This is a genomic window from Acinetobacter sp. AC1-2, from assembly GCF_016124155.1.
Lineage (GTDB): Bacteria > Pseudomonadota > Gammaproteobacteria > Pseudomonadales > Moraxellaceae > Acinetobacter > Acinetobacter calcoaceticus.
Window position 1 is genome coordinate 513,036 of the sequence record NZ_JABFFO010000001.1, and the last position, 26,995, is coordinate 540,030.

Annotated in this window: 24 protein-coding genes; 11 read left to right on the forward strand and 13 right to left on the reverse strand. The window is 37.9% G+C overall.

Annotated elements, in window-relative coordinates; genetic code table 11:
* Positions 1–19 precede the first annotated feature (19 nt).
* The 8 genes from HL290_RS02375 (at position 20) to HL290_RS02410 (ending at position 9,615) form a co-directional block, all read left to right on the forward strand.
* Entirely contained in the window at positions 20–625 is a 606-nt protein-coding gene (locus tag HL290_RS02375) for an RBBP9/YdeN family alpha/beta hydrolase (RefSeq protein ID WP_198495484.1), read from the forward strand.
* A gap of 102 nt (positions 626–727) precedes the next feature.
* Positions 728–2,557 (forward strand): DUF1302 domain-containing protein, encoded by a 1,830-nt coding sequence (locus tag HL290_RS02380; protein WP_198496373.1) that lies wholly within the window; start codon positions 728–730, stop codon positions 2,555–2,557.
* Between the two features lie 70 nt (positions 2,558–2,627).
* On the forward strand, positions 2,628–3,038 hold the full coding sequence (locus tag HL290_RS02385) for a PH domain-containing protein (protein ID WP_198495485.1): 411 nt from the start codon (positions 2,628–2,630) through the stop codon (positions 3,036–3,038).
* A gap of 70 nt (positions 3,039–3,108) precedes the next feature.
* A complete protein-coding gene (locus HL290_RS02390) occupies positions 3,109–4,482 on the forward strand; it encodes a PQQ-dependent sugar dehydrogenase (RefSeq protein WP_198495486.1) in 1,374 nt (457 codons plus the stop codon).
* Between the two features lie 177 nt (positions 4,483–4,659).
* Positions 4,660–5,937: a salicylate 1-monooxygenase gene (salA, locus tag HL290_RS02395; protein WP_198495487.1), complete on the forward strand. Its 1,278-nt coding sequence runs from the start codon at positions 4,660–4,662 to the stop codon at positions 5,935–5,937.
* A gap of 42 nt (positions 5,938–5,979) precedes the next feature.
* Complete coding sequence (locus HL290_RS02400) at positions 5,980–7,335, forward strand: MFS transporter (protein ID WP_004643351.1); 1,356 nt, start codon at positions 5,980–5,982, stop codon at positions 7,333–7,335.
* A gap of 90 nt (positions 7,336–7,425) precedes the next feature.
* The gene (locus HL290_RS02405; RefSeq protein WP_003652524.1) at positions 7,426–8,316 is read left to right on the forward strand and encodes a LysR family transcriptional regulator; all 891 of its coding nucleotides are present in this window, start codon (positions 7,426–7,428) and stop codon (positions 8,314–8,316) included.
* A gap of 147 nt (positions 8,317–8,463) precedes the next feature.
* A complete protein-coding gene (locus tag HL290_RS02410) occupies positions 8,464–9,615 on the forward strand; it encodes a sterol desaturase family protein (protein WP_198495488.1) in 1,152 nt (383 codons plus the stop codon).
* 46 nt (positions 9,616–9,661) lie between these two features.
* On the opposite strand, the gene HL290_RS02415 is transcribed toward HL290_RS02410, so the two are convergent.
* Together HL290_RS02415 and HL290_RS02420 are read right to left on the reverse strand one after the other, a co-directional pair.
* On the reverse strand, positions 9,662–10,315 hold the full coding sequence (locus tag HL290_RS02415) for a glutathione S-transferase family protein (protein WP_045430435.1): 654 nt from the start codon (positions 10,313–10,315) through the stop codon (positions 9,662–9,664).
* Positions 10,316–10,539: 224 nt separating this feature from the next.
* Positions 10,540–11,742 (reverse strand): MFS transporter, encoded by a 1,203-nt coding sequence (locus HL290_RS02420; RefSeq protein ID WP_198495489.1) that lies wholly within the window; start codon positions 11,740–11,742, stop codon positions 10,540–10,542.
* Between the two features lie 133 nt (positions 11,743–11,875).
* Here HL290_RS02420 and HL290_RS02425 point away from each other — a divergent pair, with 133 nt between their 5' ends.
* Both HL290_RS02425 and HL290_RS02430 read left to right on the forward strand, forming a co-directional pair.
* The gene (locus HL290_RS02425) at positions 11,876–12,448 is read left to right on the forward strand and encodes a TetR/AcrR family transcriptional regulator (protein ID WP_045125675.1); all 573 of its coding nucleotides are present in this window, start codon (positions 11,876–11,878) and stop codon (positions 12,446–12,448) included.
* Between the two features lie 445 nt (positions 12,449–12,893).
* The gene (locus tag HL290_RS02430; protein ID WP_003652519.1) at positions 12,894–14,192 is read left to right on the forward strand and encodes a dicarboxylate/amino acid:cation symporter; all 1,299 of its coding nucleotides are present in this window, start codon (positions 12,894–12,896) and stop codon (positions 14,190–14,192) included.
* A gap of 165 nt (positions 14,193–14,357) precedes the next feature.
* Here HL290_RS02430 and HL290_RS02435 read toward each other — a convergent pair whose 3' ends face one another.
* The 11 genes from HL290_RS02435 to HL290_RS02485 form a co-directional block, all read right to left on the reverse strand.
* Positions 14,358–14,561 carry a hypothetical protein gene (locus tag HL290_RS02435; protein ID WP_003652518.1) on the reverse strand — a complete coding sequence of 68 codons (204 nt, stop codon included), beginning with the start codon at positions 14,559–14,561 and terminating at the stop codon, positions 14,358–14,360.
* A gap of 343 nt (positions 14,562–14,904) precedes the next feature.
* Positions 14,905–15,636: a hydroxyacylglutathione hydrolase gene (gloB, locus tag HL290_RS02440; protein WP_017392059.1), complete on the reverse strand. Its 732-nt coding sequence runs from the start codon at positions 15,634–15,636 to the stop codon at positions 14,905–14,907.
* Between the two features lie 158 nt (positions 15,637–15,794).
* Positions 15,795–16,490 (reverse strand): methionine ABC transporter permease, encoded by a 696-nt coding sequence (locus HL290_RS02445; protein WP_003652516.1) that lies wholly within the window; start codon positions 16,488–16,490, stop codon positions 15,795–15,797.
* Positions 16,487–17,512: a methionine ABC transporter ATP-binding protein gene (locus HL290_RS02450; protein ID WP_003652515.1), complete on the reverse strand. Its 1,026-nt coding sequence runs from the start codon at positions 17,510–17,512 to the stop codon at positions 16,487–16,489. Before HL290_RS02450 ends, HL290_RS02445 begins: the two co-directional genes overlap by 4 nt.
* Before the next feature lie 75 nt (positions 17,513–17,587).
* Positions 17,588–18,460: a MetQ/NlpA family ABC transporter substrate-binding protein gene (locus HL290_RS02455; protein WP_005039576.1), complete on the reverse strand. Its 873-nt coding sequence runs from the start codon at positions 18,458–18,460 to the stop codon at positions 17,588–17,590.
* A 490-nt stretch (positions 18,461–18,950) separates the two neighbouring features.
* Positions 18,951–20,234 (reverse strand): phosphoribosylamine--glycine ligase, encoded by a 1,284-nt coding sequence (gene purD / locus HL290_RS02460; protein ID WP_003652511.1) that lies wholly within the window; start codon positions 20,232–20,234, stop codon positions 18,951–18,953.
* A gap of 125 nt (positions 20,235–20,359) precedes the next feature.
* Positions 20,360–21,934: a bifunctional phosphoribosylaminoimidazolecarboxamide formyltransferase/IMP cyclohydrolase gene (gene purH / locus HL290_RS02465; protein WP_035361157.1), complete on the reverse strand. Its 1,575-nt coding sequence runs from the start codon at positions 21,932–21,934 to the stop codon at positions 20,360–20,362.
* Between the two features lie 85 nt (positions 21,935–22,019).
* Positions 22,020–22,289, reverse strand: coding sequence for a DNA-binding transcriptional regulator Fis (gene fis, locus HL290_RS02470; RefSeq protein WP_001086304.1), 270 nt, complete (start codon positions 22,287–22,289; stop codon positions 22,020–22,022).
* A 376-nt stretch (positions 22,290–22,665) separates the two neighbouring features.
* Positions 22,666–23,511 (reverse strand): zinc-ribbon and DUF3426 domain-containing protein, encoded by an 846-nt coding sequence (locus HL290_RS02475; RefSeq protein ID WP_198495490.1) that lies wholly within the window; start codon positions 23,509–23,511, stop codon positions 22,666–22,668.
* Positions 23,512–23,524: 13 nt separating this feature from the next.
* The gene (prmA, locus tag HL290_RS02480; protein WP_004643339.1) at positions 23,525–24,430 is read right to left on the reverse strand and encodes a 50S ribosomal protein L11 methyltransferase; all 906 of its coding nucleotides are present in this window, start codon (positions 24,428–24,430) and stop codon (positions 23,525–23,527) included.
* A gap of 155 nt (positions 24,431–24,585) precedes the next feature.
* Positions 24,586–24,879 (reverse strand): hypothetical protein, encoded by a 294-nt coding sequence (locus HL290_RS02485; RefSeq protein ID WP_198495491.1) that lies wholly within the window; start codon positions 24,877–24,879, stop codon positions 24,586–24,588.
* A 232-nt stretch (positions 24,880–25,111) separates the two neighbouring features.
* Between HL290_RS02485 and mnmG the strand changes: the two genes are divergently transcribed.
* Positions 25,112–26,992, forward strand: a complete 1,881-nt coding sequence (mnmG, locus tag HL290_RS02490) for a tRNA uridine-5-carboxymethylaminomethyl(34) synthesis enzyme MnmG (protein ID WP_198495492.1) — start codon at positions 25,112–25,114, stop codon at positions 26,990–26,992.
* The last annotated feature ends 3 nt before the right edge of the window (positions 26,993–26,995 follow it).

Genomic DNA, 26,995 nt, shown 5'->3' on the forward strand with positions numbered 1-26,995 from the left:
AAATTCTTATGCATCCTAGATGGCAAAGTTCACAGGCGTCGAAATGGAAAAAATACAAACCAGAGCAACAATTTTAATTATTCCGGGCTTACGCGACCATGTTCCCGAGCATTGGCAAACGATCTTAGAAACAAGACTAGCGAAGGTTCGCTCTGTACCACCTGTACAAACCAATAAACTCAATTGTGAAAATAGAGTTGCCGCAATACAAGCACAACTCGAACAAATAAACGGGCCTGTTATTTTGGTTGCACACAGCGCGGGTGTTCTGATGACTATACACTGGGCTGCTAAACATCAAAGACCAATTCAAGGTGCTCTACTTGTTGCTCCACCTGATTTAAACGAAAGTTGGCCTGAAAATTATCCGAGCCCAGCTGTACTTCATCAAGAAGGGTGGAGTCCTTTACCTAATCAAACACTACCTTTCCCTAGCATTTTGGCTGCAAGCACCAATGACCATTTAGCTCGCTATGAAGCTGTAAGTGAAATGGCAGAAAAATGGGGTAGCCAACTTGTAAATTTAGGTGCGGTGGGACATTTAAACCCTGCATCTGGCTTTGGGTATTGGCCTTTAGCTGAGCAATTTATTCAACAGTTAGATCAGGTGAAACAACCTGCATAGTACGAAAAAACATCTGCTTATATAAACCATTTAAAAGCCAATGGATGGCTTTGAGTAATAAGCAATAAATAAGAAAAATCATATTTATAGGGAGATAATATGATGAGTCATTACGTATATTTAAATCAAACAAACCAACATATTTTATATATTCAAAAAATAGGTGTTTCATTAAGTCTGATTTTATTTATGTCTAAAGTGAATGCAGTTAGTTTTGATGTTGATAAAGACTGGAAGTTCGATACAAAAACGACATTAAGCTTAGGTGCTAGTTGGAGTACACAAGATCCATCCGTTTCATTACTTTATCGGCCTGATGCAAACAAAATAGGGAAACAAGGCGCTAGCATTGATGTGAATGGTGATGATGGGCGAATGAATTTTAGTAAATATGATGCCATTTCACAGATTATCAGAGGCATAACTGAAGTTAAGTTAAATGGAAAACAGCAGGGTGCGGTCATTAGCACTAAATACTGGTATGACCATGCCTATGAGACAGGAGAAGGAGACTTTAAACCCTTTAATGATTCAGCGTGGCCAAGGCTCGCAAAGTTCAAAGGAATTGATTTATGGAATGCCTATATATGGAAAGATTTTGAACTTAACGATGGACGAACCATAAATTTAAAATTAGGCAAACAGACTTTAAATTGGGGGAAATCTCAGTTTTTTCAAAACGGTTTAAACTCGGTGAGTGCATTTGATTTTGCTGCAATCAACCGACCAGCTGGTGATGCAAAAGAAAGAATCATTCCAACTGAAATGTTTTCATTCGATACAAGCATTAATAAAAATTTGAAAATAGAAGGATTCTATCAATTTAAATTTAGGCCTTCAGTTGTTGATGGCAGCGGGACTTTCTTTGAGATTTCAGACTTTGTTCCCGAAAACGCGGGACCAGTTCTGATTGCTGGAGGGGGAGATAAGTTATCTGATACTGCAGTGCGTTTAGGTAGTTATATTCCACGTGCAGAAAGCAGAAAAGCAAAAGACAACGGTCAATATGGTATTGCTTTAAAACAGACATTATCAAATCTCAATAATGCCGAACTGGGTATTTACTATGCTAACTACCATAGTCGCAATGCAAACTTTGATGGCACAGCTGTAACAGCACGGGGGCCAGAGCACTTTAATACCGCAAGTTATTTTTCTATTTATCCTGAAAATATCAAAATGTTTGGATTAAGTCTGGCTGGTAAAGTTGGCACAACAACAGTTTTTAGTGAATTAACCCACAAGCCCAATCAACCTTTGCAATTAAATGGTACAGATATTGTCTATGCTCAAGTGTTATCGGAAGGCACACCATTTGCACCGCCGGGGGAAACTGCTGACTTAGGTCAATATATTCAAGGTTATGTACGCTTACCTGTAACACAATTTTCGCTCGGAGCAACTGACAGCATATTTAATATTTTGGGCGCAAATTCGATGACATGGTCTACAGAGTTTGCCTTAAATCATATCGCAGATATTGGTAATCATCGGATTGGTCGGACAGGAGCATTTGGCCGTAGTGAGCTTTCAACAGGGGCGTATAATCCAGAGACAGGAGCATTTAAATGTACGCCGTATGGTACAGCTCATCTTACAAATGCAGAAATTGACAACTTAAATGAACGTTTTTGTAATAAAAATGGATTTTTTAATGAATGGTCATTTGGTTACCGATTACGTGGCGCATTAAGCTATCAAGATATTTTACCTTCTACAGTGATTACTCCAAGTCTTAGTTTCCGACATGACGTTTATGGTTTTAGTCAAAACTTTCAAGAAGGGCAAATGAGTGTAAGTGCGGCGTTATCTATGACTTATCAGCAAAAATATACAACTGAGATTGCCTATAATAACTTTTTTGGTTCTAATGAGTTTAGTACTATAGATGATCGAGATTTTATATCTTTAACATTTAAAGCTAATTTTTAGTTCAATTATTTTCTTAAAAAAATTATAGAAAGACCCGTTATAAATGAAATTTTAGAATGGAGGATAACTTTTGAAATTTAGATCAAAAATTGATTGGTGGCTTTTATTAATATTTATTGTTACTACTGCCATCATTGTTATGAAAATTTATGAAGCAAATCATAATTATTCTTTAGCTTCAAATTTTCCGCATCTCATTATTTATAGTTTAATTATTTTTGTCATTTGGCTTCCAATTTTTAATACTTATTACGTAGTAGAAAACGACACATTAATTATTAAGAGCTTGGTATTCCGATGGAAAATTAATATTAATGATATTACTCAAATAGAACCTACTCATAATCCACTTTCATCTCCAGCGCTCTCATTAGATCGACTCAAAATTTATTATATGAAGAATGGAGAAATTACTTCAGTGATGATTTCACCAAAAGATAAAGAACGTTTTTTTCAAGCCATAAACAAAAGACTCCATTAAAGTTGCTTGTTTAATTGCAAACATAAATTACGCTATTTCCATGACGACAAAAAATAAATGGAGATAAACCATGCTTACACGTTTTTTACTGCCAATTTTCGGCACTACGGTTTTAATTACATTAGCTGGATGTGCTTCATCCTCTCAATCTCCTATTACCGAGAGCTATGGCCCTGAACCAAAACTGCCTGAGCCTAAATCAAGTTTATTTCCAACTGTGAATATAGCACCAGCAGAAGGCTGGCCGAGTGGTGTTATGCCAACACCAGCAGAAGGTTTGAAGGTAAAAGCATTTGCAAAAGGGCTTGAACACCCGCGTTGGCTTTATGTGTTACCCAATGGTGATGTATTGGTTGCTGAAACAGATGCCCCCCCTAAACCCGAAGACGGTAAAGGGATTAAGGGTAAAATTATGACTTTCGTGATGAGACGTGCAGGATCATCTCATCCGAGTGCCAATCGTATTAGTTTGCTTCGAGACACTAATGGAGACGGAATTGCCGATCAGAAAACGGTATTCCTTCAAAATTTGAATTCCCCATTTGGTATGGCATTGGTCGGTAATAACCTGTATGTCGCCAATACGGATGCACTTGTGCGTTTTCCTTATCAAGAGGGCGAAACTCAAATTACAGCAAGTGGAACCAAAGTATTGGACTTACCAGGCGGTCCTTTAAATCACCACTGGACCAAAAATGTGATCGCTAACCCAGCAGGAAGTAAGCTGTACATTACTGTCGGTTCTAACAGTAATGTTGCTGAAAATGGTATGGATAAAGAAAAAGGTCGAGCACAAATTATGGAGTTTGATATTGCAAGTGGTCAGTCACGTCCATTTGCAACGGGACTACGTAATCCGAATGGTATGGCTTGGCAACCTCAAAGCGGCAAACTTTGGACGGTTGTTAATGAGCGCGATGAAATTGGCAGTGATTTAGTACCTGACTATATGACTTCGGTTCAAGACGGTGCTTTTTATGGCTGGCCTTATAGCTACTATGGTCAACATGTGGATGTACGAGTAAAACCACAAAATCCAGCAATGGTTGCTCGTGCAATTAAACCTGACTATGCGCTAGGCAACCATACTGCTTCTTTAGGCCTCACATTTTATGCAGCAGAACTCATGCCGCAATTTAGAGGAGGGGCATTGATCGGTCAGCATGGTTCATGGAACCGTAAACCGCACAGTGGTTATAAAGTAGTTTATGTACCATTTAGAAGTGGTCAACCCTCTGGTCCTCCACAAGATGTTTTAACAGGGTTTTTAAGTGACAAAGGCAAAGCTTATGGGCGCCCTGTAGGTGTAGCAGTTGATTTTTCAGGTGCCGTGTTAGTTGCAGATGACGTGGGCAATACGATTTGGCGTGTTTCACCAGTTGCTGAAACGACTTATGAAGCTCCGATGAAATATGCTATTGGAACCCCGCCAGGCACACCATAAAGTATATTAACGATCATTTATTAGTATGGGCGGCCTTTAAGCTTTATAGAGGCTCGTCCAACTGGCTATTATTTAATTTTTAAATAATTGAACGAAAAAAATACTAATTGGACTTTATAAGCCAACTTCTCAAGAATGAATATGTGAAAACAACAATGATGTTTAAGGATAAAACACATGAATACACATATTCGAATTGCCGTGGTTGGTGGCGGTATTGCTGGTCTGGCATTGGCAAGTAATTTAAGTAAACACGCTCATTTAGATGTACAAATGTTTGAATCTGCACCTCAGTTTTCTGAAATTGGAGCTGGTATTTCTTTTGGTGCCAATGCAGTTAAAGCGATTGAACTGTTAGGTTTAGCCAATGAATATCATGCAATTGCAGACAAGGTATCTGCACCATTTCAAGATGTTTGGTTTCAATGGCGTAATGGTTATAACGATGAATATTTATCTGCATCGGTAGCGGCAGGTGTAGGGCAGTCTTGTGTTCATCGTGCAGACTTTCTAGATGCCATTATTCCTCACATGCCTACGCAAAATGTCCACTTTTCTAAACGACTTGAGTCTATTGAAGAACAAGAAAATCAAGTCATTTTACATTTCAATGATGGCAGTCGGCACGAATGTGATTATTTGATTGGGGCTGATGGTATTCGCTCTGTTGCTCGCCAATATGTTTTAGCTACTTATCATTTACCACCTGTTCATCCACGCTTTTCAGGAACTTGGGCATATCGTGGCATCATTTCATACGCCTCATTTAAAGAAGCTTTGCAGCAAATGCAAGGTGATACAGACCTAGCAGATATTCCACAAATGTTATTGGGTAAAGATAAGCATATTTTGACGTTCCCAATTCGTAAGGGGGAGCAAATCAATATTGTTGCCTTTTGCTCAAATCGTGAAGATACGGTACTACCAACAGATACACCATGGACACGTCCTGTCGATAAAGCTCAAATGCTTGCTGACTTTTCTGATTGGAGTGAGAGTTGTCAAAAGTTACTGGGTTTAATTGAGCAACCCACCATTTGGGCTTTACATGAAATTGAGGAGCTTTCGACTTATCAAAGTGCCTCGGGTCACGTGATTCTTATGGGTGATGCCGCACATGCTATGTTACCTCATCAAGGTGCCGGAGCAGGGCAAGGTCTCGAAGATGCTTTAATCCTTGCTGCCTTACTGGCGACAAAAAACTTACAAGTAGACCAGCTAACCGATGTGTCTTCAATTTATGAAAAGCTCCGTTTAAAACGAGCTTGCCGTGTTCAACAAACATCTCGTGAGTCTGGCGAAATTTATGAGTGCTATTCAACTCAGTACTCAACGTTTGCAGAAATTGGCGAGCACCTTGAACATCGTTTTGACTGGTTATGGCAACACGATTTAGAACAAGATGTGACGGATGCACAGCAACAATTAAAACAGCTAGGAATGGCGACTATTTAAATCATGTGATGCTTTATAAACAATTTGCTAAGGAAAGCAATTATGGAAAAACTAAATGCAAATCAACTCATTGATGAGGCAAAGTTAACGCCATTGCATTGGCGAGTGATTTTGCTGAGTGCACTTATTATTATTTTTGATGGATATGATCTGGTCATTTACGGTGTTGCATTGCCTAAGCTCATGCAGCACTGGCAGTTAGATAGTATGACTGCTGGGCTTTTAGGTAGTGTTGCACTATTTGGCATGATGTTTGGTGCAATGCTGTTTGGAAGTTTAGCGGACAAATTAGAATCTTATGGCTTTAGTCGTAAACGCCTTATTATGTTATGCATCATGATTTTCAGCGGTTTTACTGTGTTATGCGGTCTTGCCGATAGTCCAAAAGCGTTTGCAATTTACCGTTTCATTGCGGGTTTAGGTTTAGGCGGTGTAATGCCCAACGTTATTGCCCTAATGACAGAATATGCCCCAAAAAAGTTAAGATCTACCTTAGTTTCACTGATGTTTAGTGGTTACGCCATTGGTGGCATGGGTTCGGCACTTTTAGGCATGTGGTTGGTCCCTAATTTTGGTTGGCAAATCATGTTTATTTTGGCAGGCATTCCGTTGGTTCTATTACCGATTATTTGGAAATATTTACCCGAATCGATTGATTATCTAATTCGCCAGAAGAAGTGGGATGAAGTAAGACATTTACTTCAACAATTGGCCCCAGAACAAAATATAAGTGTCCAGACCAACATTGTTTTACATCAGGAAAACCAACAAGTTGCTGCTCGTCCTTTGGTTGCCTTGTTTACTGAAAATCGTGCTCTAGTGACCATCTTTTTTTGGCTCAGTGTCTTTATGGCTTTACTTATGGTGTATGCCCTAGGTAATTGGATACCAAAGTTAATGGTAGAAGCAGGCTACGATCTCTCAACCAGTTTAGTATTTTTACTGGCATTAAATTTAGGGGGAATGCTGGGCGCAATCGGTGGTGGTTTCTTTGCTGATCGTTTTCATTTAGGTAAAGTCATTTGTTCACTATTCTTAGCGGGTGCAATTTCACTTTACTTATTAAGCTATGCGTTACCTATGGTCATTTTATATCTCTGCATTGCTGTTGCAGGTGCAGCTTCTATTGGAGGGCAAATTTTATTACTGGCTTATATGGCTCAGTTTTATCCCTCACCAATTCGAAGTACAGGCATTGGTATGGCGTTAGGTGTGGGGCGTATTGGCGCTATTCTGGGACCGATTTTATGCGGCTGGCTTTTAAGTTTGCATTTACCAATTGAATATAATTTTATTGCTCTAGCCATTCCGTGTGTACTTGCCACATTGAGTGTTATCGCCATAAGTATTTGCAGTAAAACTAAACGAGTACTACTCAATTCAAGCATATCCCCATAAGTGTTAAGCATTTTTTATCCCGATAAAAGGAACTAAACTCTAAACAAAGAAGCTAAAGTCTTTGTTTAGAGTATTTAAAGGATCAGAACCATGGATTTAGGTTTGATTAAAGTTTTTGTCTGTATTTATGAGTCTCGTCATATTAGTAAAGCTGCCGATAAATTAAATTTAAGCCAGCCTTCGGTGACTTATAATTTGAACCGATTACGCCGTCAGTTAAATGATGAGTTATTTACCCGAAGTCGAGGAGGAGTGGAGCCAACAAAAGTCGCTCATGAACTCTATCCAATTTTCCATCAAGCGATTTTTAATATTGAATCGGCGATTGCTCAAGCACAGGAATTTCATCCTGAAAACTCGAATAAAACGTTCAGAATTGGACTGTCTGATGCAGGGGAAATTTGTCTTTTGCCTAGCCTTATGGCTTTTTTGCAAAAAGCAGCCCCACATATTCAAATTGAAATTGAAGAGATTCGATCAGATAAGGTTGAGCAGTGGCTCATTGATGGTTTTTTAGATCTGGCTGTCTTTAATAGTACGCAGACAATAATGCCGAAAATAGAAACACGTACTTTATTTGAAGAAAGATATGTATGTATTGCCAGAGCTGACCATCCGAGGCTACAACAGCAACTGACTTTAGAGCAATATTTGCAAGAAGACCATGTTGCCATTAAGTCATCGACAGGGCATATCCAAGTTGAGCAATATTTAAAAACAATGGATTTGAAGCGACGTATTCGTTTAGAAGTTCCACATTTTAGTGTTTTGCAAGGCGTTTTACAGAGTTCCGATATGTTGGTGACATTACCATCACGAGCAGCTCGACATTATCTCGCTCATGGTAATGTCCAAATGTTTGAATTACCTTTCGCTATGGATTCTTTTAAAGTGAGCTTGAACTGGTTTAATCGTAGTGATGATATTATTGCCAGAAAATGGCTCATTCAATCTGTCGGTCAAATATTTGAAGTTTTATAAAGCTATTAATATCTGTGTTGAAAATTATATTTAAAATTCAATTTTCAGGTTAATGGATCTGATCTGAGAAGTTAAAGTTCTTTCCAATTTATTATTAAATTTTGATAGCATTCGCGATATACACAATAAGAACTGTTGATACGAATTATGACCGATCAATTAAGAGCAAAATTTGAAAATTTAGAACTTAACGCAGGTTTAGGGAAAATTAGCGCCTTTATTTCAATGTCACTCAGCTTGCTTTGCTTATTTGGTGCTTTATGTTTTTTATTTCCCAGTGTATTAACCACCCCAGAACTTCGTCCTCTTTACGCAAAGCACTATAATCTTTTCTATTATGGCCTGATCACTGGCATTGTGATTAGTGCTGGTTTTGGTGCATTTAGCGCGATTGTTCGTCAAAACCGATATGGGTTCTATGGGCTATGCTTTTCACTTGTGGCAGCAGTTTTGGGTTGCGGTGTAATTGAAGCTCCCGTTTTACCAAATGTACCGTTTTATGCGGGTATCGATTATTTTGTACTAACCCTATTCATTTTAGCGTTTGTCTTTATTCCACTTGAAGGCTTTTTTGCTAAAAATCCTGAACAAAAAATATTAAGAGTCGGTTGGGTGACCGATATGAAATATTTCATGGTCAGCCATGTTGGGATTCAACTATTCAGCTTTTTAACGGTTATGCCAATTCAATATTGGATTACGCACCTGCCTGATAACCCGATTGTACCTTATGTACAAGCTCAACCAATTTGGCTTCAATTTATTGAGTTACTGATTGTGGTGGATTTTACGGTGTATTGGTTGCACCGTGCTATGCATGAGGTTAATTTCTTATGGCGTTTTCACGCGATTCATCATTCGACAGAATATATGGATTGGTTAGCATCTTCTCGTTTACACGTAATTGAAGTATTAATGACTCGCTTTATTGCGACTTTACCAATTTTCCTATTAGGTTTTCATACTTCAGCTGTTTTTGCTTATTTAGTTTTTATTTCGTTTCACGCTATTTTTATTCATTCCAATGTACGTTTTCGCTTTCCATATTTGCGCTGGATTATTGCAACACCAGAATTCCACCATTGGCATCACTCTTCAGAAAAACCAGCTATTGATAAAAATTACGCTGCTTTTATCCCACTCTATGATGTTATTTTTAAAACAGTCTATATGCCTAAACATTTGGCAAGTGTATATGGAACGGTTGGCTATAAAATTCCAAATAGTTTTGTAAAACAGTTTACTTGGCCTTTTAAAAAATATGTAAAGCGGTTTTTAAAACCTTGGCGTGATCAGTAAATCTTAAGTTTTAGCTTAATAAATGTAGAATGCTTAAATGACATGTTTAAGCATTCTTCTTCGCATCTGCCGCTGCAAAATGAGCCATTTGGTCAGCATATGCTTTTTGAAAAGAAGGACGTATAGTCGCTCTCTGAACATATGCGAGACAATGGGGGAATTCTGTCAACCCATCAAATTTATTCACCAAACGTAATACGTCAGCCATAACAATATCGGCAATAGAAAACGACTGAGCTAGCCATTCCCGTTCTGCAAGAAATGACTCCATATGTTGAAGGCGAGACTGAAGAAAGGCATCAAATTGTTTGTGTGCGGGAGTATCTGTCTGAGCATTAGAAAATCTTAATAAAGCCCAAGGAAGACTCGCCATTTCTACTGAATTAAGTGCTGCAAATAACCATTCTATAACTTCATTACGCTGTTTTGGATCTGTAGGTAAAAGTACACGACTACGTTCACCCAAATAAAATAAGATAGCGCCACTTTCAAAAATTGAAATATCACCATCTGTTAACCAAGGAACTTGCCCAAAAGGTTGGTGAGCAAAATGATCAGCTCCTCGCTCATAAAAAGATACGCTATTTATTTTATAGGGCATTTTTGCCTCTTCTAATGCCCATCTTATCCTTATATCTCTTACAAAACCTCGTGGTAATTCTGGAACCCAGTCAAAAGTTGTCAAAATGAAATTATTCATAATAAATTTCCTTATATTTTATAATGATAACTAAAACGTACTTTTGAGCCTGTTACTTATTTTCATCTAAATTCATCTTGCGATTGAATCTTGATATTAAAAATAGTCTAACGAATTTGAATAGATATGAATGTAGCAATCAGAAGCTAAATTATTTATTTAAGTATTATTTGTTTTTAATTGTTTAAGTCAGCTTCATTTGAGGCTGACTTTTTAACAAATCATTATTTGCTTTTAATATTTTTAAGAATCATTACAAGGGCAATCAGAGCAAGGCCAATAATTAAACTCATATAAATATTAGCACTGTTCATAAGTCCAATTTTACCCACAAAATAACCTGCAAGAATTGCCGGAATACTAAAAGCCAAATAGCTTTCAACAAAAAATGCAGCCATAAGACCTGCGCGTTCTTCTGGTAACGCAAGCGGCATGACTGTGCGAATTGCTCCCATAAAAGCGGTACCAAAACCTACTCCAGTAATAATAGAGCCTAAAAATAAAACCACTGCGCTTGTAAAATTAATCGCTAAAAATAAAACGGTTGCTCCAATAATGATGGATAAGGTACCCGTGAGCAAAATACGAAAATTTGTAGATTTTCTTAGGGTTAAAATGCCTGCTGCACCTGAAAGTGCAAGCGCCATAAACATAATCCCGTTTAACCATGCAGAAGAGGTTTGAAAAATCTTTGCGAGTAAAGAGGGCATAAGTGATAAGAAAAAACCACTGACCATCCAAAGTGCAATATTAATAGGACTAATACTTAGTAAAGCACTTCTCGCTTGATGAGGAATAGCCATGTTGGGTTTTAAAGAAGCAAGTGCACCCGATCTTTTTTGTGCAGTTTCAGGATTAAAAAAACTTAAAATGAGTTGAAATGCAAAGAGAACACATAAAAGCTCAAAAACGAGCTGCAAAGGTTGAGCTGAGAATTGCAAAATAGTACATGTAATAAAGATGCCAGCTGCCATGCCGACCATTGGAGCAATACTATTAATCAGGGATCCTTGATGCTTGCTGAAATCTAAAATTGCGGCTCCTATGGCAGAAACGGCAAGTCCGGTCGCGATGCCTTGCAGACCACGTGCAATAAATAGCATAGAAACATCTGAGGCAAAAAGGAAAAAGCTCATTGAAACAATTTGCAGAAAAATCGCTGAAAGAATGACAGGTCGACGTCCAATATAATCAGATAAAGAGCCAATAATGAGTAAAGAGGCAAGTAAGGTAAACGCGTAGGTCGCAAAAATTAAGGTTAATGTAACAGGCGAAAATTGCCATGCTTGCTGATACAAGCGATATAGAGGAGTTGGTGAGCTGGACGCGGCCATAAATGTCATGAGCGTGATCGTGTTTAAGGTCAACGCAACTCTTGAATCTAACCGAAAACCAGATCTAGACAGTTTCGAACTTGAATTGTTCATATAAGATGAATAACATAAAAGCGAATATTTAGCTTTTATACATTATTTTCACACTAAAGCAAATCCTTAGCTTTAGTGTATTTTGTATATGCAAATAATATTTTAATTATTTTTATTGAAGTAGAGCTGATTAATGGCAAAAGTTGTTACTGGGTTACGACCGGGCGGCCGTAGTGAAAGAATTCAAACTGCGGTACACCAAGCAGTCAAAGAGCTTCAAAAAACATTGGAGCAAAGCCAAATCACCATACCCATGATCGCTCATGAGGCAGGAGTAACACCTTCAACAATTTATCGCCGTTGGGGAGACATTAATCAGTTATTTTCAGACGTTGCTCTAAATGAACTCAAACCTGATATGGAGCCAAAAGATTTAGGTTCATTTCAACTTGATGTTACCGCTTGGGTCGAACAGTATTTTGAAGAGTATTCTTCTGAAGTGGGACAGGTCTTACTACGTGATGTGTTATATGCAGCTGAATCTTCAAATGCCCGACAATGCGAAACCTTAATTATTCAGCAACTCGATATTATTCAAGCTCGATCAAAACTACGTCATGAACCAACCATATCGAATCAAGAAATTATCGAAGCAGTCATTGCTCCAATGTTGTTTAGAATCTTATTCACTGACCGCACCTTATGCTTAGACTATGTCCATATTTTATTAGAGCGGTTATTTAAGGCTCACCCCAATTTTAGTTAATTTATAACGGCCTATTAGTCTAAATATTTAACAAGAAATAGACACGGTTTCTTATTAAAAAATCATATATCAGTTTTTCTTATTATTTTTAAAATAAATTTTCATAATTTATAATTCATATGTTTTACATAAAATCATTTATTTAATAAATGGTTGGCTTGGGGGGATAAACAAGTACCCATGGCGGGTTTTATCACTTTTTATGGTGTAAAATTTTAATATAAATAATAACTTATTTAAAAAATTAACTATTTTTATGATATTTAAAGCTTAAAAATAAAAAGTATTCTATACAATTTAATGCATGATTTTTGAATTTAACATTTTTTAAATTTATGACACAGGATGTTTTTTATTCTTTACAATGGCTTTTCCTTGTTAAAGCAGCTTGTGGTGCTTGCTTTATATTTTATTTTTTTATCCCCATCGAAAAGGTATTTAGATAATGGATTTCAATACCCTTGACCAAGAAGCAGTACAGAAAAAACAGAAATTTCACCAAATTTTGTATGTACAGGTCATTTTTGCAATTATTTTGGGCATTTTAATTGGTCATTTTTACCCAGAACTTGGCGAAAGTTTAAAACCACTTGGTGATGCATTCATCAAGATCGTTAAAATGATTATCGCTCCCGTCATCTTTTTAACTGTTGTTACAGGCATTGCCAGTATGACAAACATGAGCCGAGTCGGCCGTGTAACTGGTAAAGCTATGCTTTATTTCCTTACCTTCTCAAGCTTGGCGCTTGTGGTTGGTATGATTGTGGCAAATATTATCCAACCGGGTAAAGGCCTTAACATTGATCCAGCTACCTTAGTCAACGACAAAGTAAATACTTATGTTGAAAAGGCACATGCAACAAATATTACTGACTTCTTCATGAATATTATCCCGCAAACATTGGTCAGTCCTCTGGCTGGTGGCGAGATTTTACAGGTGTTATTTGTAGCGGTACTATTTGGTATTTCTTTGGCTGCTTTGGGTGACCGAGCACGTCCAATTACCGATTTTTTAAATAACTTAACAGCTCCAGTTTTCTACTTGGTTGGTATGTTAATGAAGCTTGCCCCAATCGGTGCTTTTGGTGCAATGGCTTTTACGATCGGTGCGTATGGAATCGAATCAATTGGTAATTTATTACTGTTAATCATGACGTTCTACATTACTGCTGTGTTATTTATTCTAGTAATTTTAGGTGCAGTAGCTCGTTATAACGGTTTTTCAATTATTCATTTAATTCGTTATATCAAAGATGAACTTTGGTTGGTTTTGGGAACAAGTTCTTCTGAAGCAGCTTTGCCATCTTTAATGGACAAAATGCAAAAAGCAGGTTGTGAAAAATCAGTTGTAGGTTTAGTCATTCCAACAGGTTATTCATTTAACCTTGATGGTACAAATATTTATATGACTATGGCGGCTCTGTTTATTGCACAAGCTTGTAATGTAGATTTATCAATTAGTGAGCAAATCGCATTGCTTTTAGTGGCAATGGTCAGTTCTAAAGGGGCAGCAGGGGTGACTGGTGCAGGCTTTATTACTCTAGCTGCAACTTTATCGGTTGTGCCAGCTGTTCCTGTCGCAGGTATGGCTTTAATTCTTGGTATTGACCGCTTTATGTCTGAGTGCCGTGCTTTAACAAATCTAGTGGGTAATGCATGTGCAACAATTGTTGTGGCACGTTGGGATAAGGCTTTAGATAAAGATCTTCTTGATAAAGCATTAAAGAACCCTAAAGCAGATTAACCTTACAAAAAAATCTGTAGCTAAGGGCAATTTGGGAGAGTAGCCCTGCTACAGATTTTTTTAATAACTAAAAAAATATATTTTAATTAAGCCATTCTAAAGTTCTGCAACATTACTTATCTTTCAATAAAGACCAGACAGTAATTTAAATCAAGCCGTGAAAAATTATGCTTTTAAGTGATCCTCAAACTCTTCACCTAATTGCATAGCTAATGAATTACCTGCTAACTCACAGGTCACCAAACCATATTCTTTTTTAAAACTAAAAGTAAAACCTTTCCCGTCAGCGAGATTTTTAACTGAATATCCTAACTTTTCTAACCAAATACGAAACGCAATCAAATTTTTAGCTTTAACAACCTTTTTCACGTGAGAACTCCTTCTATCCGTGGCATTACATCTTATTTATTAATAGGGTTTTAATTAGATTTTTTAAAGGGGAAAAACTTTTTTTTATTTTTCAACTTGTAAAAAAGTAAGAAAATATTTTATTTTTATAAAATGATAAGTGTGTTATGTAGCTAAAAAATAATAACTTTTTATTGAAAGAGCTATTTTCTTGAGTGTTTTTAAAAAATATAAATTCAACGTTGTTTTTAGAATAATGAGCAAATAAAAAACAGAGTAAATGTAAAAAATAATTACAGGCACAGGTAATAAGCAAAAAGATATAGTTCTTAAATGAAACCATATCTTCTTTGAAAGCTTAATTTTAGAAATTATCTTTAAGAGCACGCAGATGGGCGAAGTCTTCAACACTTTCTGCGCGAAGAAAGGGGTTGGTTGCTAATTCAAGTTCAATCGTGCTTGGTAGGGTGATTAATCCTTGTTTACGTAGCTCACGGACTTCTTCAGCTCGTTCTGATAAGGCATGGTTATGCGGTTCTACCGTTAAGGCAAATTCGGCATTTGAAAGCGTGTATTCGTGCGTGCAATATACTTTTGTATGGGTTGGTAATGCTGCTAAACGGCTCAGTGAGTGATACATTTGTTCAGCTGTGCCTTCAAATAATCGACCACATCCCATTGCAAATAAGGTATCACCGCAAAATACAGCCTCTAATTCTTCAATAAAATATACAATATGCCCTAAGGTATGACCTGGGGTTGCAATAATCTCTACTTTTAAATCATTAAATTTTAGATGATCGTCATGTTGTAAGGGGTGAGTAATTCCCGGAATTTTTGTGAGCTCATCACGTGGGCCATACACAGTAATATTTTGGGCAGCAGTTAAATCAGCAACACCACCGATATGGTCTTTATGCCAATGAGTAAGCCAAATTTGTTTTAAATTTAACTGATGGTTCTGACAAAATTGAGTTACCAGTTCTGCTTCTGTTGGGTCGACTGCAACAGCTTCTTGGGTTTCAGTATCTTCTAAAATCCAGATATAGTTTTGGAGGGCATTCTGCACATCAATAAAATGAATTCTATAACGCATTGTTTTATCCTGAAACTAAATCCAAAGAGTAAATGAATAATGACTAATTCTGATCATACCAGAAAATGGTATTGAGCCATGCTCTCAACTGTCTTTAAGAACAGGGTGATATAAAACAAAAAAAGCCCCCTAAACGAGAGCTTTTTTGTATGGATGATTTAACGGAGCTTGGCGAGCCAGTTTCCTAGCGTTTGTACAATCTGTACTAATAGCAATAGGATAATGACTGTTAAAATCACAACGCTAGTATCAAAACGTTGATAACCATAAGAAATCGCTAAATCACCAATACCACCTGCGCCAACTGCACCCGCCATGGCGGTTGCACCAATAAGACTGATTGTCGCTGTGGTAAGGTTTAAAATGAGTGAGCTGCGTGCTTCCGGCAAAATAAAGCGAGAGATAATTTGCCAAGGTGTAGCACCCATCGCTTGAGCAGATTCAATAATTCCTTCATTTACTTCAAGCAATGAAGTTTCAATCAGACGTCCCATATAGGGGCCGACGTAAATAGTCAATGGAACAATAGCTGCCCACGTACCAATTGAAGTACCTACTAATAGCTTAGTAAGAGGAATCACTGCAATGAGTAAAATAATAAAAGGAAGAGAGCGTAAAGCATTTACAATTGGATTAAGTAAATGATAAATCACTTTATTGGGTAAAATGCCTTCTGGACGGGTAACTAATAAAATAATTCCCTGAATAAATCCCCAAATGCCGCCAAACAAAAGTGCAAAGAAAACCATATGAAAGGTTTCTTGCAAAGCTGTAACGAACTGATCAATAGAAAGGGAACTGTGCCAGAAAGGTTGAGTAAGTTCAGTTAACCACTGTACGATTAAATCTCTCATACTTGATCTCCTGATTGAACTACACCTACTTCATTTTGTTCCAAAAACTCAATAGCCTGTTTAATGAGCTGAGGATCACCTAAAAGCTGCACAAACATTTGACCAATGACTGTGCCATTAATTTCAGTCATGTTGGCAAATAAAATATTTAAGCTAATATCGAATTTTTTAATCAATGACTGAATTACAGGCTCTTGAGCAGAACGCCCTAAAAACTGTAAACAGTAAATACTATGATGATGCTGGTTTTCGAGCTGATTTAAAATATTCACAGGCAACTGTTGATGTAAAACAGTTTGAATGAAGTTTTTAGTGGTTGGATGTTGAGGTTTACTAAAAATATCAATCGTTGAACCTTGTTCAATGACTTTACCTGCTTCCATCACGGCCACATGATCACAAATAGTTTCAATGACATCCATTTCATGGGTCACCATAACAATCGTGATTTTTTGCTCTTGATTAATTTTCTTGAGTAGTTCTAAAACTGACTTGGTTGTTTGCGGGTCTAGGGCAGAGGTTGCTTCATCACATAAAAGAATCTTTGGATGATTTGCCAAAGCACGGGCAATACCGACACGTTGCTTTTGTCCGCCAGAAAGTTCATCTGGATAAGCATCTTTTTTATGCTTAAGATCAATGAACTCCAACAACTCATTTAAGCGCTTTTCACGTTCTACTTTATTGTAATTCAGTAGTCGCATTGGCATTTCAATATTTTCAGCAACCGTCTTGGTTTGTAGCAGATTGAAGTGCTGAAAAATCATGCCAATACTTGCACGTTCCTGACGTAATGAGCGTGCATCCAAAGCGGTGAAATCTTTCTGATTAATAATGATTTGACCTTCTGTTGGTCGCTCAAGTAGGTTGATCAGGCGGATTAAGGTACTTTTACCTGCACCACTATAGCCAATGATGCCAAAAATACTGCCCTCTGGAATCTCTAAATTGATTTGGTCGAGTGCGCGTATGGTTTGACTTTTGAGCTGATAGTGCTTTGAAATGTTTTTAAATTGAATCATATCGTCAGAAGCTATGCTGGAAAGAAAAAACAGGCAAAGAGAGTTTGCCTGTTTCACGTTTCCGCTATTATATTACTATTTAGCTTCTGAGAGATAGCTGATTGGTTGATCTACGTCAACTTTTGTTCCACCAAAACGCTCTGTTACATACTTTTTAGCTGCTGCACTGTGATATAGCTGTCCAACTTTTTGCAAAACAGCATCATTTTTACGTGAATCAGCAGTTGCAAGAACGTTAACATTAAGTCGTGTGCTTTGATCAACAGGCTCATAGAAAATAGAATCTTTGAGTACGTTCAAACCACCTTCCATTGCTAAGGTGTTACCTAATACAACGGCATCAACTTCGTCTTTAATACGTAATGCAGTTGCCATTTGGATTGGTTTGATATCGATCTTTTTACTATTTTCGATGATATCGTTTGGACTGCCTTGAGCTGGGTTAAAATCAGCTTTAAGTTTGATTAAGCCAGCTGTTTGTAATAAAAGTAAAGCACGAGCTTCGTTGGCAGCATCATTTGGGATTGCAATAATTGCACCCTCTGCGAGCTCATCAATTTTTTTATGTTTACTTGAATAGATACCCATTGGTTCAAGATATGTGGTAGAAACCGGTGCAATTTTATCTTGGTTTGATTTGTTAAATGCAACAAGATAAGAATAAGATTGGAAAGCATTCAGATCTACTTCTTTGTTTGCAATGGCTGCATTCATAGAAACATAGTCTGTGAAGTTTTTCACTTCTAACTTTAAGCCAGCAGCTTGGGTTTCAGGCAAAGTTGCGATATAACGCCAAATATCAGCATCTGAACCTGTAGAGGCAATTACTACCGTTTGTAATTGGGAGCTATCATTGTTTTGGTTTGTTTGTGGAGCACTTTCTTGTTTACCACATGCTGCCAATAATACTACTGACATACTTAAAAAAAGACTGATCAGCTTTTTCATTTAAAAAAGTCCTGATTGAGGAGATATAGAAAAATAAGTATTGATCTATATCTATATGAAATGGGAGGAGTTGGAATTACAACTGGTTTAAACTCTGGTATCTTTTGGTGGGGTTTCATAATTTGCTTGCATATTTTGGCGGTAGGAGAGGGTAATTGTTTTATAAACAAAAACTGTTTCCCCAAACAGTTAATCCCCAAACATTAGCCAAACGAGTGTTCATAAACTTAGAACATTAAAAAACTCTCTACAGTTATAATGTGTAGAGCAAGTCGCTATGAAAATTATTAAAACAGCAGTGTTTATTGACAGTTCCAACGTTATGCTAATCATATCAATAAAAGTGTGCTTGATATAGGGGGCTTCTTTTTTATTTATTGATATCTTTAGAAATATAATAAAGATTTATACGATTTGCTTATATTGTGTCACATGATAGAAAAGCCTCTATATAGAGGCTTTTCATTAAAATTTTAAACTTGTGAAGTTTTTAAGCTTTTTCACGTGCAATTGCGCGGTAGCCAATGTCGCTACGATATTGCATACCCGTAAAGTTAACTTGTCCGCATACTTCTAGTGCGTTAATTTGTGCTTCCAGAACGCTGTCGCCTAATGCTGTTACACAAAGAACTCGACCACCAGAAGTCACGATGTGACCATCTTCACGAGTTGCAGTGCCTGCATGGAAAATTTTAGTATCTTCAGGTGATTGTCCGATACCTGAAATTACATCGCCTTTGCGTACACTATCAGGATAGCCTTCTGCTGCGAGTACAATACCGATTGACTTGCGTTCATCCCATTCAGCTTCTTTTGGTAAGTTACCAGCAATACCAGCTTCTACCAATTCAACAAGAGATGACTTTAAACGCATCATGATCGGTTGGGTTTCAGGGTCACCAAAACGACAGTTAAACTCGATCACACGTGGTTGACCTTGCTCATCAATCATTAAGCCAGCATATAAGAAACCAGTGTAAACATGTCCATCAGCAGCCATACCTTCTACGGTTGGGTGCATGATTTCAGACATAACGCGTTCGAAAATGTCAGAAGTTACAACTGGAGCAGGAGAGTAGGCACCCATACCGCCAGTGTTAGGACCTTGATCGCCTTCAAAAATACGCTTGTGATCTTGTGAAGTTGCCATTGGTAAAATATTTTTACCATCAATCATACAAATGAAAGAAGCTTCTTCACCTGCAAGGAACTGTTCAATCACAACGCGTGAACCAGCATCACCAAATTTGTTGCCAGCAAGCATGTCATCAATTGCTGCAAAAGCTTCTTCGTTGGTCATTGCAACGATTACACCTTTACCAGCAGCAAGGCCATCAGCTTTAATTACAATTGGTGCACCATTTTTTTCAACATAAGCTTTAGCTGCATCTACTTCAGTGAAAACGTCATAGAAAGCGGTCGGAATGTTGTGACGCTTTAAAAAGTGTTTGGCAAATGCTTTTGAGCCTTCAAGCTGTGCTGCATATTGAGTAGGTCCCCAAATTTTTAAACCTGCTTCACGTGCAGCATCTACCACACCATTAACTAATGGTGCTTCTGGACCAACAATAATAAGATCAACATTATTTTCTTTAGCAAAAGCAATGATTGCTGGGTTGTCTAAAATATCAAGTTGAACATTAAGACATTTGTCTTCTGTTGCAGTTCCAGCATTACCTGGTGCAACAAAAACTTGAGTAACATTGGTATCTTGCGCAATTTTCCATGCTAAAGCATGTTCACGACCACCACTACCTAAAACTAAAATATTCATTTTTAATTTGTTCCTTAACTTTAATCCTTTTTCATCCCCCTCTATCCCTCAAGGTGGAGAGTTAGCTCCATTATTGTGGAAAACCCTCCTGAATGAAAGGAGGGTTAGGGAGGACTAAATTTAAATTAGTGGCGGAAGTGGCGCATACCAGTGAAGACCATTGCAATACCAGCTTCATCAGCTGCCGCAATAACTTCCTCATCACGCATAGAGCCACCTGGTTGAATAATGCATTTAATGCCAGCTTTAGCCGCATTATCAATACCGTCACGGAACGGGAAGAATGCATCAGATGCCATTACAGCGCCTTCAACAACCAAACCAGCATGTTCAGCTTTAATGGCAGCGATACGAGCTGAGTTAACACGGCTCATTTGACCAGCACCTACACCAATAGTTTGGCGGTTTTTCGCATAAACAATTGCATTTGATTTTACATATTTCGCAACTTTCCAAGCAAAAATGAGGTCATCAATTTCTTGTTCAGTTGGTGCGCATTTGGTTACTACTTTAAGATCATCTTTAGTAATCATACCTAAGTCTTGATCTTGAACTAATAAACCGCCATTAACGCGTTTGTAGTCAAGTTGTGGTGCACGTGCGTCAATCGCAGGTAATTCGCCACAAACTAAAACACGTACGTTTTTCTTAGCGCCAGTAACTTCAAGCACGCCATCAGCAATACTTGGAGCAATGATTACTTCAACGAATTGACGCTCTACAATTGCTTGAGCAGTTGCAACATCTAACTCACGGTTAAATGCAATAATACCGCCGAAAGCAGATTCTGGGTCAGTCGCATAAGCTAAATCATAAGCAGCTTTAATGCCGTCTAAAGAAACAGCAACACCACAAGGATTAGCGTGTTTTACAATCACACAAGCAGGTTTTGCAAATGATTTCACACATTCAAGTGCGGCATCTGTATCTGCAATGTTGTTATAAGACAATTCTTTGCCTTGTAACTGTTTTGCCGTAGAAACTGACGCTTCTTTTGCATTTGCTTCAACGTAAAATGCAGCAGATTGATGTGGGTTTTCACCGTAACGTAAATCTTGTGCTTTGTTCAATTGAGTATTGAACGTACGAGGGAATAAGTCAGCTTCGCCTTCGGTCTTACCAACGCGAGCACCTAGGTAAGAAGCGATCATGCCGTCATATTGAGCTGTATGTTCAAATGCTTTAACAGCTAAATCGAAGCGTGTTTCATAAGAAAGTGAACCAGCAGCTTTTAATTCAGTAATAACTGTATCGTAATCTGAAGCATTTACAACAATACCGACAGAAGCGTGGTTTTTAGCAGCAGCACGAACCATTGTTGGACCGCCGATGTCGATATTTTCGATAGCATCAGCAAGTGAACAGTTAGGTTTTGCAACTGTTGCAGCGAATGGATAAAGGTTCACAACAACAAGATCAATCGGATCGATGTTGTGTTCTTCCATTACTGCTTCGTCTAAACCGCGGCGAGCGAGAATACCGCCATGAATTTTTGGATGTAATGTCTTAACACGACCATCCATCATTTCAGGGAAGCCAGTATGTTCAGATACTTCAACCACAGCGATATTATTATCTTTAAGCAACTTGTATGTGCCGCCTGTAGATAATAGTTCTACCCCTAAAGCCGCAAGGTTTTGAGCAAATTCGACAATTCCTGTCTTATCAGATACAGAAATCAAAGCACGTTTAATAGTCATGATGTTTAATTCAACAATTTCAAGTCTACGGATTAAAACCAATAAGCATAAAAAAATGCCCACGACGTCGTGAGCATTTTATCATTTATTCACTCATCAAACCGTGAGCTTTTAACTTTTTGCGTAAAGTGCCACGGTTGAGTCCAAGAATCTCTGCAGCACGGGTCTGATTACCACGTGTATATTCAAGAACTACAGATAAAAGAGGTTTCTCCATTTCTGCTAGCACCATGTCATATACCTGAGATGGCTGCTCACCTTGCAATTGTGCAAAATAATGACGAACTGCGCGATCCACGTGGATGCGAAGAGCAACATCAGATTGTGCAGTAAAAATAGGAGATTTGCTATTCATGCGAGTTAATCCGAAAATCAAATACTAGCTTGGATAAAGTAGTATATAAATGTGGTCTAAAAATACGGAGCCCTGTTTTAGATCCTAAAACAGTGACTCTAAAACATAAGAACAATTAGCTTGCCATATTTCTTCGTATTGAATAAAAAATAAGCGTAACAATAGTTAAATATTTGTTACAGCTCCCTCAAAAACAAAAAAAGTTAGGCTATGTGCTTAATGTAGAAAAGCACACATGCTTAACAGTATTTTTTTTGGATTGAGAGCGAGGAGTATACGAGTCAAAGCTTTCGTGGCGCGTATCATACCATTGTCTAGGAAAAAGTGAGCAAATTAACTGCATTTTTTTTTATTTTTTTTTCACTTTTTTTACATTTTAGGGGTGGACAATTTCTAATCGATAATTTAGTAGGCTTTTTTTGCTTCTGTTTAGCTCAAATTGGAATCGGAAAGGGGTATTCGAGGGAATGCGCTGGATACCTCGTAAGTTTTCAACAAGATACTGTTGAGGAGTCAATATAATTTCTTCTGTTTTGTTTGACTCTGTTGCGAAACTCAACTTTAAGTTAGGAAGTTCAATACTTTTATCATTCTGATTAAGCAATATGCCTGAAAATTGCGTATGACTTGTGTCAACTTTGCGGAGTTTTAACTTTTCTATATAAATAAGTTGATATTGTTCAGCTGACTTATTGCAGTGCAGTATTTCACATACATAATTAAATGCATGGCTGACGGTTGGGCTTGCATGCATGAGCTTAGGGTTAAACCAGAGAATTTGAAAAGTGAAGACTAAAATTAAAATAAGGTTGGCAGAGCTCCAAAGCGTGTAGTACAGCCAACTATGCTTTTTATTATTGTCTTGTTCTTGTGAAGATGCTTGTTCAGCTAAATTAAGATTTGGTAGAGCGTTAATAGGTTCGTTGTGAAAATAATTTAAGTTGTTGAGATAGGTTAAAAGATCAATATTCGAATTCTCAACTTTTTGATCAAAGATATCTAACACGTGAGAATGTGTCATATATCTAGTTTGCATTGAACCGTTGATTAATGTAGATGAGTTAACCATAACAGGCTGTTCAATATTAATCAGATGGGTGAGTGCATTAAAGCTCGAATCACATTTAGGGCAACAAACCATACCCTGAGCAACAGTTAATTGAGTAAGAGACACTTTATAGACTGTTAAGCATTTAGGGCAGCGGGTTTGTTTTTCATTCATGAGTTAAAAAATCTCAATTTATTGTTTTACGTTTTCCTGAAATGCGACACCAATTTTCTTCGCGTTTTTCGACATCTAATATATCAAAAAATTCAGAATAAACACGTGAAACATCAGCAACTTGCTCTTCAATTACACCTGCAAGTGCGAACTCACCGTCAGATTTAAGTAAATTTGCAAACTCCGGCGCAAGTGCCATTAATGGACCCGCTAAAATATTTGCAACTAAAACATCTGTCTGTTGAGGTTTGAACTCTTGATCAAATTCTTCAGGAAGACCTACATATAGTCGATCTAATACGCCATTAAGTTCAGCATTTTGTTTTGTTGCTAAAACAGCCTGAGGGTCAATATCAGTGGCATATACTTTTTTAGCGCCTAATAATAAAGCGGCTACACCTAAAATGCCTGAACCACAACCATAATCAATGACAATCTTATCTTTAACGTCAGTTTTACCTAACCATTGTAAACATAAGAATGTACTTGCGTGGTTACCTGTACCAAACGCAAGACCTGGGTCTAGCTTAATATTAGTTGCATCAGCTTCTGGTGGCTCTAGCCATTCAGGTACGATCCAGAACTTTTCCCCAATTTGAATTGGCTCGTAATAGTCCATCCAAGCGCGTTCCCACACTTGATCTTCAAGTTCTTCATGACGGATAGGAGCGTCTGGAAGTTGAGCTTTTAAGAAAGCTTCTAAAGTGTCGACATCAATAGGGTCTTGTTCGTCTTGTTGATAAATGCCTGTCACAATCACTTTATTCCATAAAGGTGTTTCACCTGGTAATGGTTCAAGTAAAGCCTGATCTTCAGCATCATCCAGAGTTACGCTTACCGCACCTAGAGACATTAAAAGTGTTTCTGTGAACTCAACTTGTGCTTGATCAACGGTAATGTGTATTTGTAACCACTTCACGAAAAGGACCTAAAAATTTTATTTAAAGGAGCATTGTAGCTGACTAGACAGTTTTAAAAAAGAAAGCGGCCCATCTTTAATGGACCGACTTTAAAAATACTGAGAGGGCATAGCGGAAAATAAATTGCTTCTTCTATACCTCATGTCGAAACAGATTAAGGAGCAGGGGCTTTAAATTGTAACTTACCATTTTCATTTGGTTGGCAAGTACCATTAAAGATTACGCCGTTATGGTTGTAAGCTACCCATTCACCTTGACTTTTTTTAGTACAAGCTCTCAGCTGTTTTTGCATCTCTGATTTGCTTGACTCAGCAGCATGATGAGCTGTTTTGCTTGATTTAGCCATATGAGTCGATTTAGCAGTATGATTAGTCGCAGCGTGGGTCAACGTTACGCCTGAAAAACAAAGTAGAGATGCGGTTAAGATTTTTAACATAGTCGTTTTCATTTTGTATTCCTTCTTGTTGCGTTAATTTTAAAGTTATAGAAGTGCTGTACATTTTTTATTCTAAGATGAATTTGTTTTAATAACATTCACTTTGTATTGAGTTCATGAAACAAAATGTCAAATCATGTGGCGTACCGTAAATTATGTGAAGATGATTTTGTAATTATGTACATCAATAGACAGATAATTTTGCTATAATGTTCCGTCTTTTTTTTTCTGGTGTTTTGTACTCATGCACTACCCTAAAGTTTATGATGTTATCGTTATCGGTGGCGGTCACGCAGGTACGGAAGCGGCCCTTGCTGCTGCGCGTATGGGACGACAGACTTTGCTTTTGACCCATAACATTGAGACTTTGGGTCAAATGAGTTGTAACCCAGCAATCGGTGGTATTGGTAAGTCACATTTAGTACGTGAAATTGATGCACTTGGTGGTGCAATGGCTTTAGCTGCTGATAAAGGTGGTATTCAGTTCCGTATTTTAAATTCACGTAAAGGTGCGGCAGTACGTGCAACACGTGCTCAAGCTGACCGAGTTCGCTATAAAGCTGCCATCCGCGATACTTTGGAAAATCAAGCAAATCTTGATATTTTCCAGCAAGCGGCTGATGACCTGGTTGTTGAAGGTGATACGGTTAAAGGTGTTGTTACCCAAATGGGGATTCGCTTTGACGCTAAAACTGTTGTGTTGACTACGGGTACATTCTTGGGTGGAGTAATCCACGTTGGTTTAGAAAAATCAAGCGGTGGTCGTGCAGGTGATCCTCCTTCAATTGCACTTGCTCAGCGTTTACGTGAATTAAAATTACCTGTGGGTCGTTTAAAAACGGGTACACCACCACGTATTGATGCACGTTCGGTTGATTTTTCAGTCATGATTCCACAGCCGGGTGATTTCCCATCTCCGGTTATGTCGTTCATGGGTGATGCTTCTATGCACCCTGAACAAGTAAATTGTTATATCACGCATACCAATGAAAAAACCCATGACATTATTCGTGGTGGTTTAGATCGTTCACCAATGTATACCGGTGTTATTGAAGGTGTAGGGCCACGTTACTGCCCATCAATCGAAGATAAAATTCACCGTTTCGCAGATAAAGATTCTCATCAGGTATTCTTGGAACCAGAAGGTTTAGATACACACGAACTTTATCCAAATGGTATTTCGACTTCGCTTCCATTTGATGTTCAGTTCGAGCTGGTTCGTTCTATTCGTGGTATGGAAAATGCGCATATTTTGCGTCCAGGCTATGCTATTGAATACGATTATTTCAATCCGCAAGCTTTGAAATTCACTCTTGAAACTAAAGCTATTAACGGGTTGTATTTTGCTGGCCAAATTAACGGTACAACAGGTTACGAAGAAGCAGGTGCTCAAGGTTTACTTGCTGGTTTAAATGCCGCACGCCGCGCGTGGGAGCAAGAAGAGTGGACACCTAAGCGTGACCAAGCTTACATGGGTGTATTGGTTGATGACCTCATTACTTTAGGTACTAAAGAACCATACCGTATGTTTACCTCACGTGCTGAATACCGTTTGATGTTGCGTGAAGACAATGCAGATCAGCGTTTAACGACTGTTGGGCGTGAACTTGGTTTGGTTGATGATGTGCGTTGGGCTGCTTATTGTGAAAAAATGGAAGCGGTTGAGCGTGAAACTTCTCGTTTACAACATTTGTGGGCAGCACCAAATAACCCTATGGGTAAAAAATTCGTTGAGATGACTGGTGCTGACTTAAGTAAAGAGTGTAGTGCGATTGATTTGCTTAAACGCCCTAATATTAACTTTGGTCAAATTGCAGAACTTACTCGTTCTGAAGTTTCTGAGCAAGTTGGTGAGCAAATCGAGATTGCTGTGAAATATGAAGGTTATATTAACCGTCAGCATGAAGATGTGGCTCAGTTAAAGCGTCTTGAAGAAACCAAAATTCCTACCGATTTTAATTATGATATTGTGTCTGGTTTATCTCGTGAAATTACCCAGAAATTAAAAACGGTTCTTCCGGAAACATTAGCTCAAGCAAGTCGTATTCCTGGTGTTACACCAGCAGCTGTTCAGCTTGTAATGATCACAATTCGTAAAAATAATATGATTAAGAAAACAGCTTAATCT

Coding starts and splice junctions, on each gene's coding strand:
- HL290_RS02375 (WP_198495484.1), top strand. CDS start 20: ATGGCAAAGTTCACAGGCGTCGAAATGGAAAAAATACAAACCAGAGCA.
- HL290_RS02410 (WP_198495488.1), top strand. CDS start 8,464: ATGACCGATCAATTAAGAGCAAAATTTGAAAATTTAGAACTTAACGCA.
- HL290_RS02405 (WP_003652524.1), top strand. CDS start 7,426: ATGGATTTAGGTTTGATTAAAGTTTTTGTCTGTATTTATGAGTCTCGT.
- HL290_RS02475 (WP_198495490.1), bottom strand. CDS start 23,511: ATGAATGAAAAACAAACCCGCTGCCCTAAATGCTTAACAGTCTATAAA.
- gloB (WP_017392059.1), bottom strand. CDS start 15,636: ATGCGTTATAGAATTCATTTTATTGATGTGCAGAATGCCCTCCAAAAC.
- HL290_RS02415 (WP_045430435.1), bottom strand. CDS start 10,315: ATGAATAATTTCATTTTGACAACTTTTGACTGGGTTCCAGAATTACCA.
- HL290_RS02455 (WP_005039576.1), bottom strand. CDS start 18,460: ATGAAAAAGCTGATCAGTCTTTTTTTAAGTATGTCAGTAGTATTATTG.
- mnmG (WP_198495492.1), top strand. CDS start 25,112: ATGCACTACCCTAAAGTTTATGATGTTATCGTTATCGGTGGCGGTCAC.
- HL290_RS02445 (WP_003652516.1), bottom strand. CDS start 16,490: ATGAGAGATTTAATCGTACAGTGGTTAACTGAACTTACTCAACCTTTC.
- purH (WP_035361157.1), bottom strand. CDS start 21,934: ATGACTATTAAACGTGCTTTGATTTCTGTATCTGATAAGACAGGAATT.
- fis (WP_001086304.1), bottom strand. CDS start 22,289: ATGAATAGCAAATCTCCTATTTTTACTGCACAATCTGATGTTGCTCTT.
- HL290_RS02425 (WP_045125675.1), top strand. CDS start 11,876: ATGGCAAAAGTTGTTACTGGGTTACGACCGGGCGGCCGTAGTGAAAGA.
- HL290_RS02390 (WP_198495486.1), top strand. CDS start 3,109: ATGCTTACACGTTTTTTACTGCCAATTTTCGGCACTACGGTTTTAATT.
- HL290_RS02400 (WP_004643351.1), top strand. CDS start 5,980: ATGGAAAAACTAAATGCAAATCAACTCATTGATGAGGCAAAGTTAACG.
- HL290_RS02380 (WP_198496373.1), top strand. CDS start 728: ATGAGTCATTACGTATATTTAAATCAAACAAACCAACATATTTTATAT.
- purD (WP_003652511.1), bottom strand. CDS start 20,234: ATGAATATTTTAGTTTTAGGTAGTGGTGGTCGTGAACATGCTTTAGCA.
- HL290_RS02450 (WP_003652515.1), bottom strand. CDS start 17,512: ATGATTCAATTTAAAAACATTTCAAAGCACTATCAGCTCAAAAGTCAA.
- HL290_RS02420 (WP_198495489.1), bottom strand. CDS start 11,742: ATGAACAATTCAAGTTCGAAACTGTCTAGATCTGGTTTTCGGTTAGAT.
- HL290_RS02430 (WP_003652519.1), top strand. CDS start 12,894: ATGGATTTCAATACCCTTGACCAAGAAGCAGTACAGAAAAAACAGAAA.
- HL290_RS02485 (WP_198495491.1), bottom strand. CDS start 24,879: ATGAAAACGACTATGTTAAAAATCTTAACCGCATCTCTACTTTGTTTT.
- salA (WP_198495487.1), top strand. CDS start 4,660: ATGAATACACATATTCGAATTGCCGTGGTTGGTGGCGGTATTGCTGGT.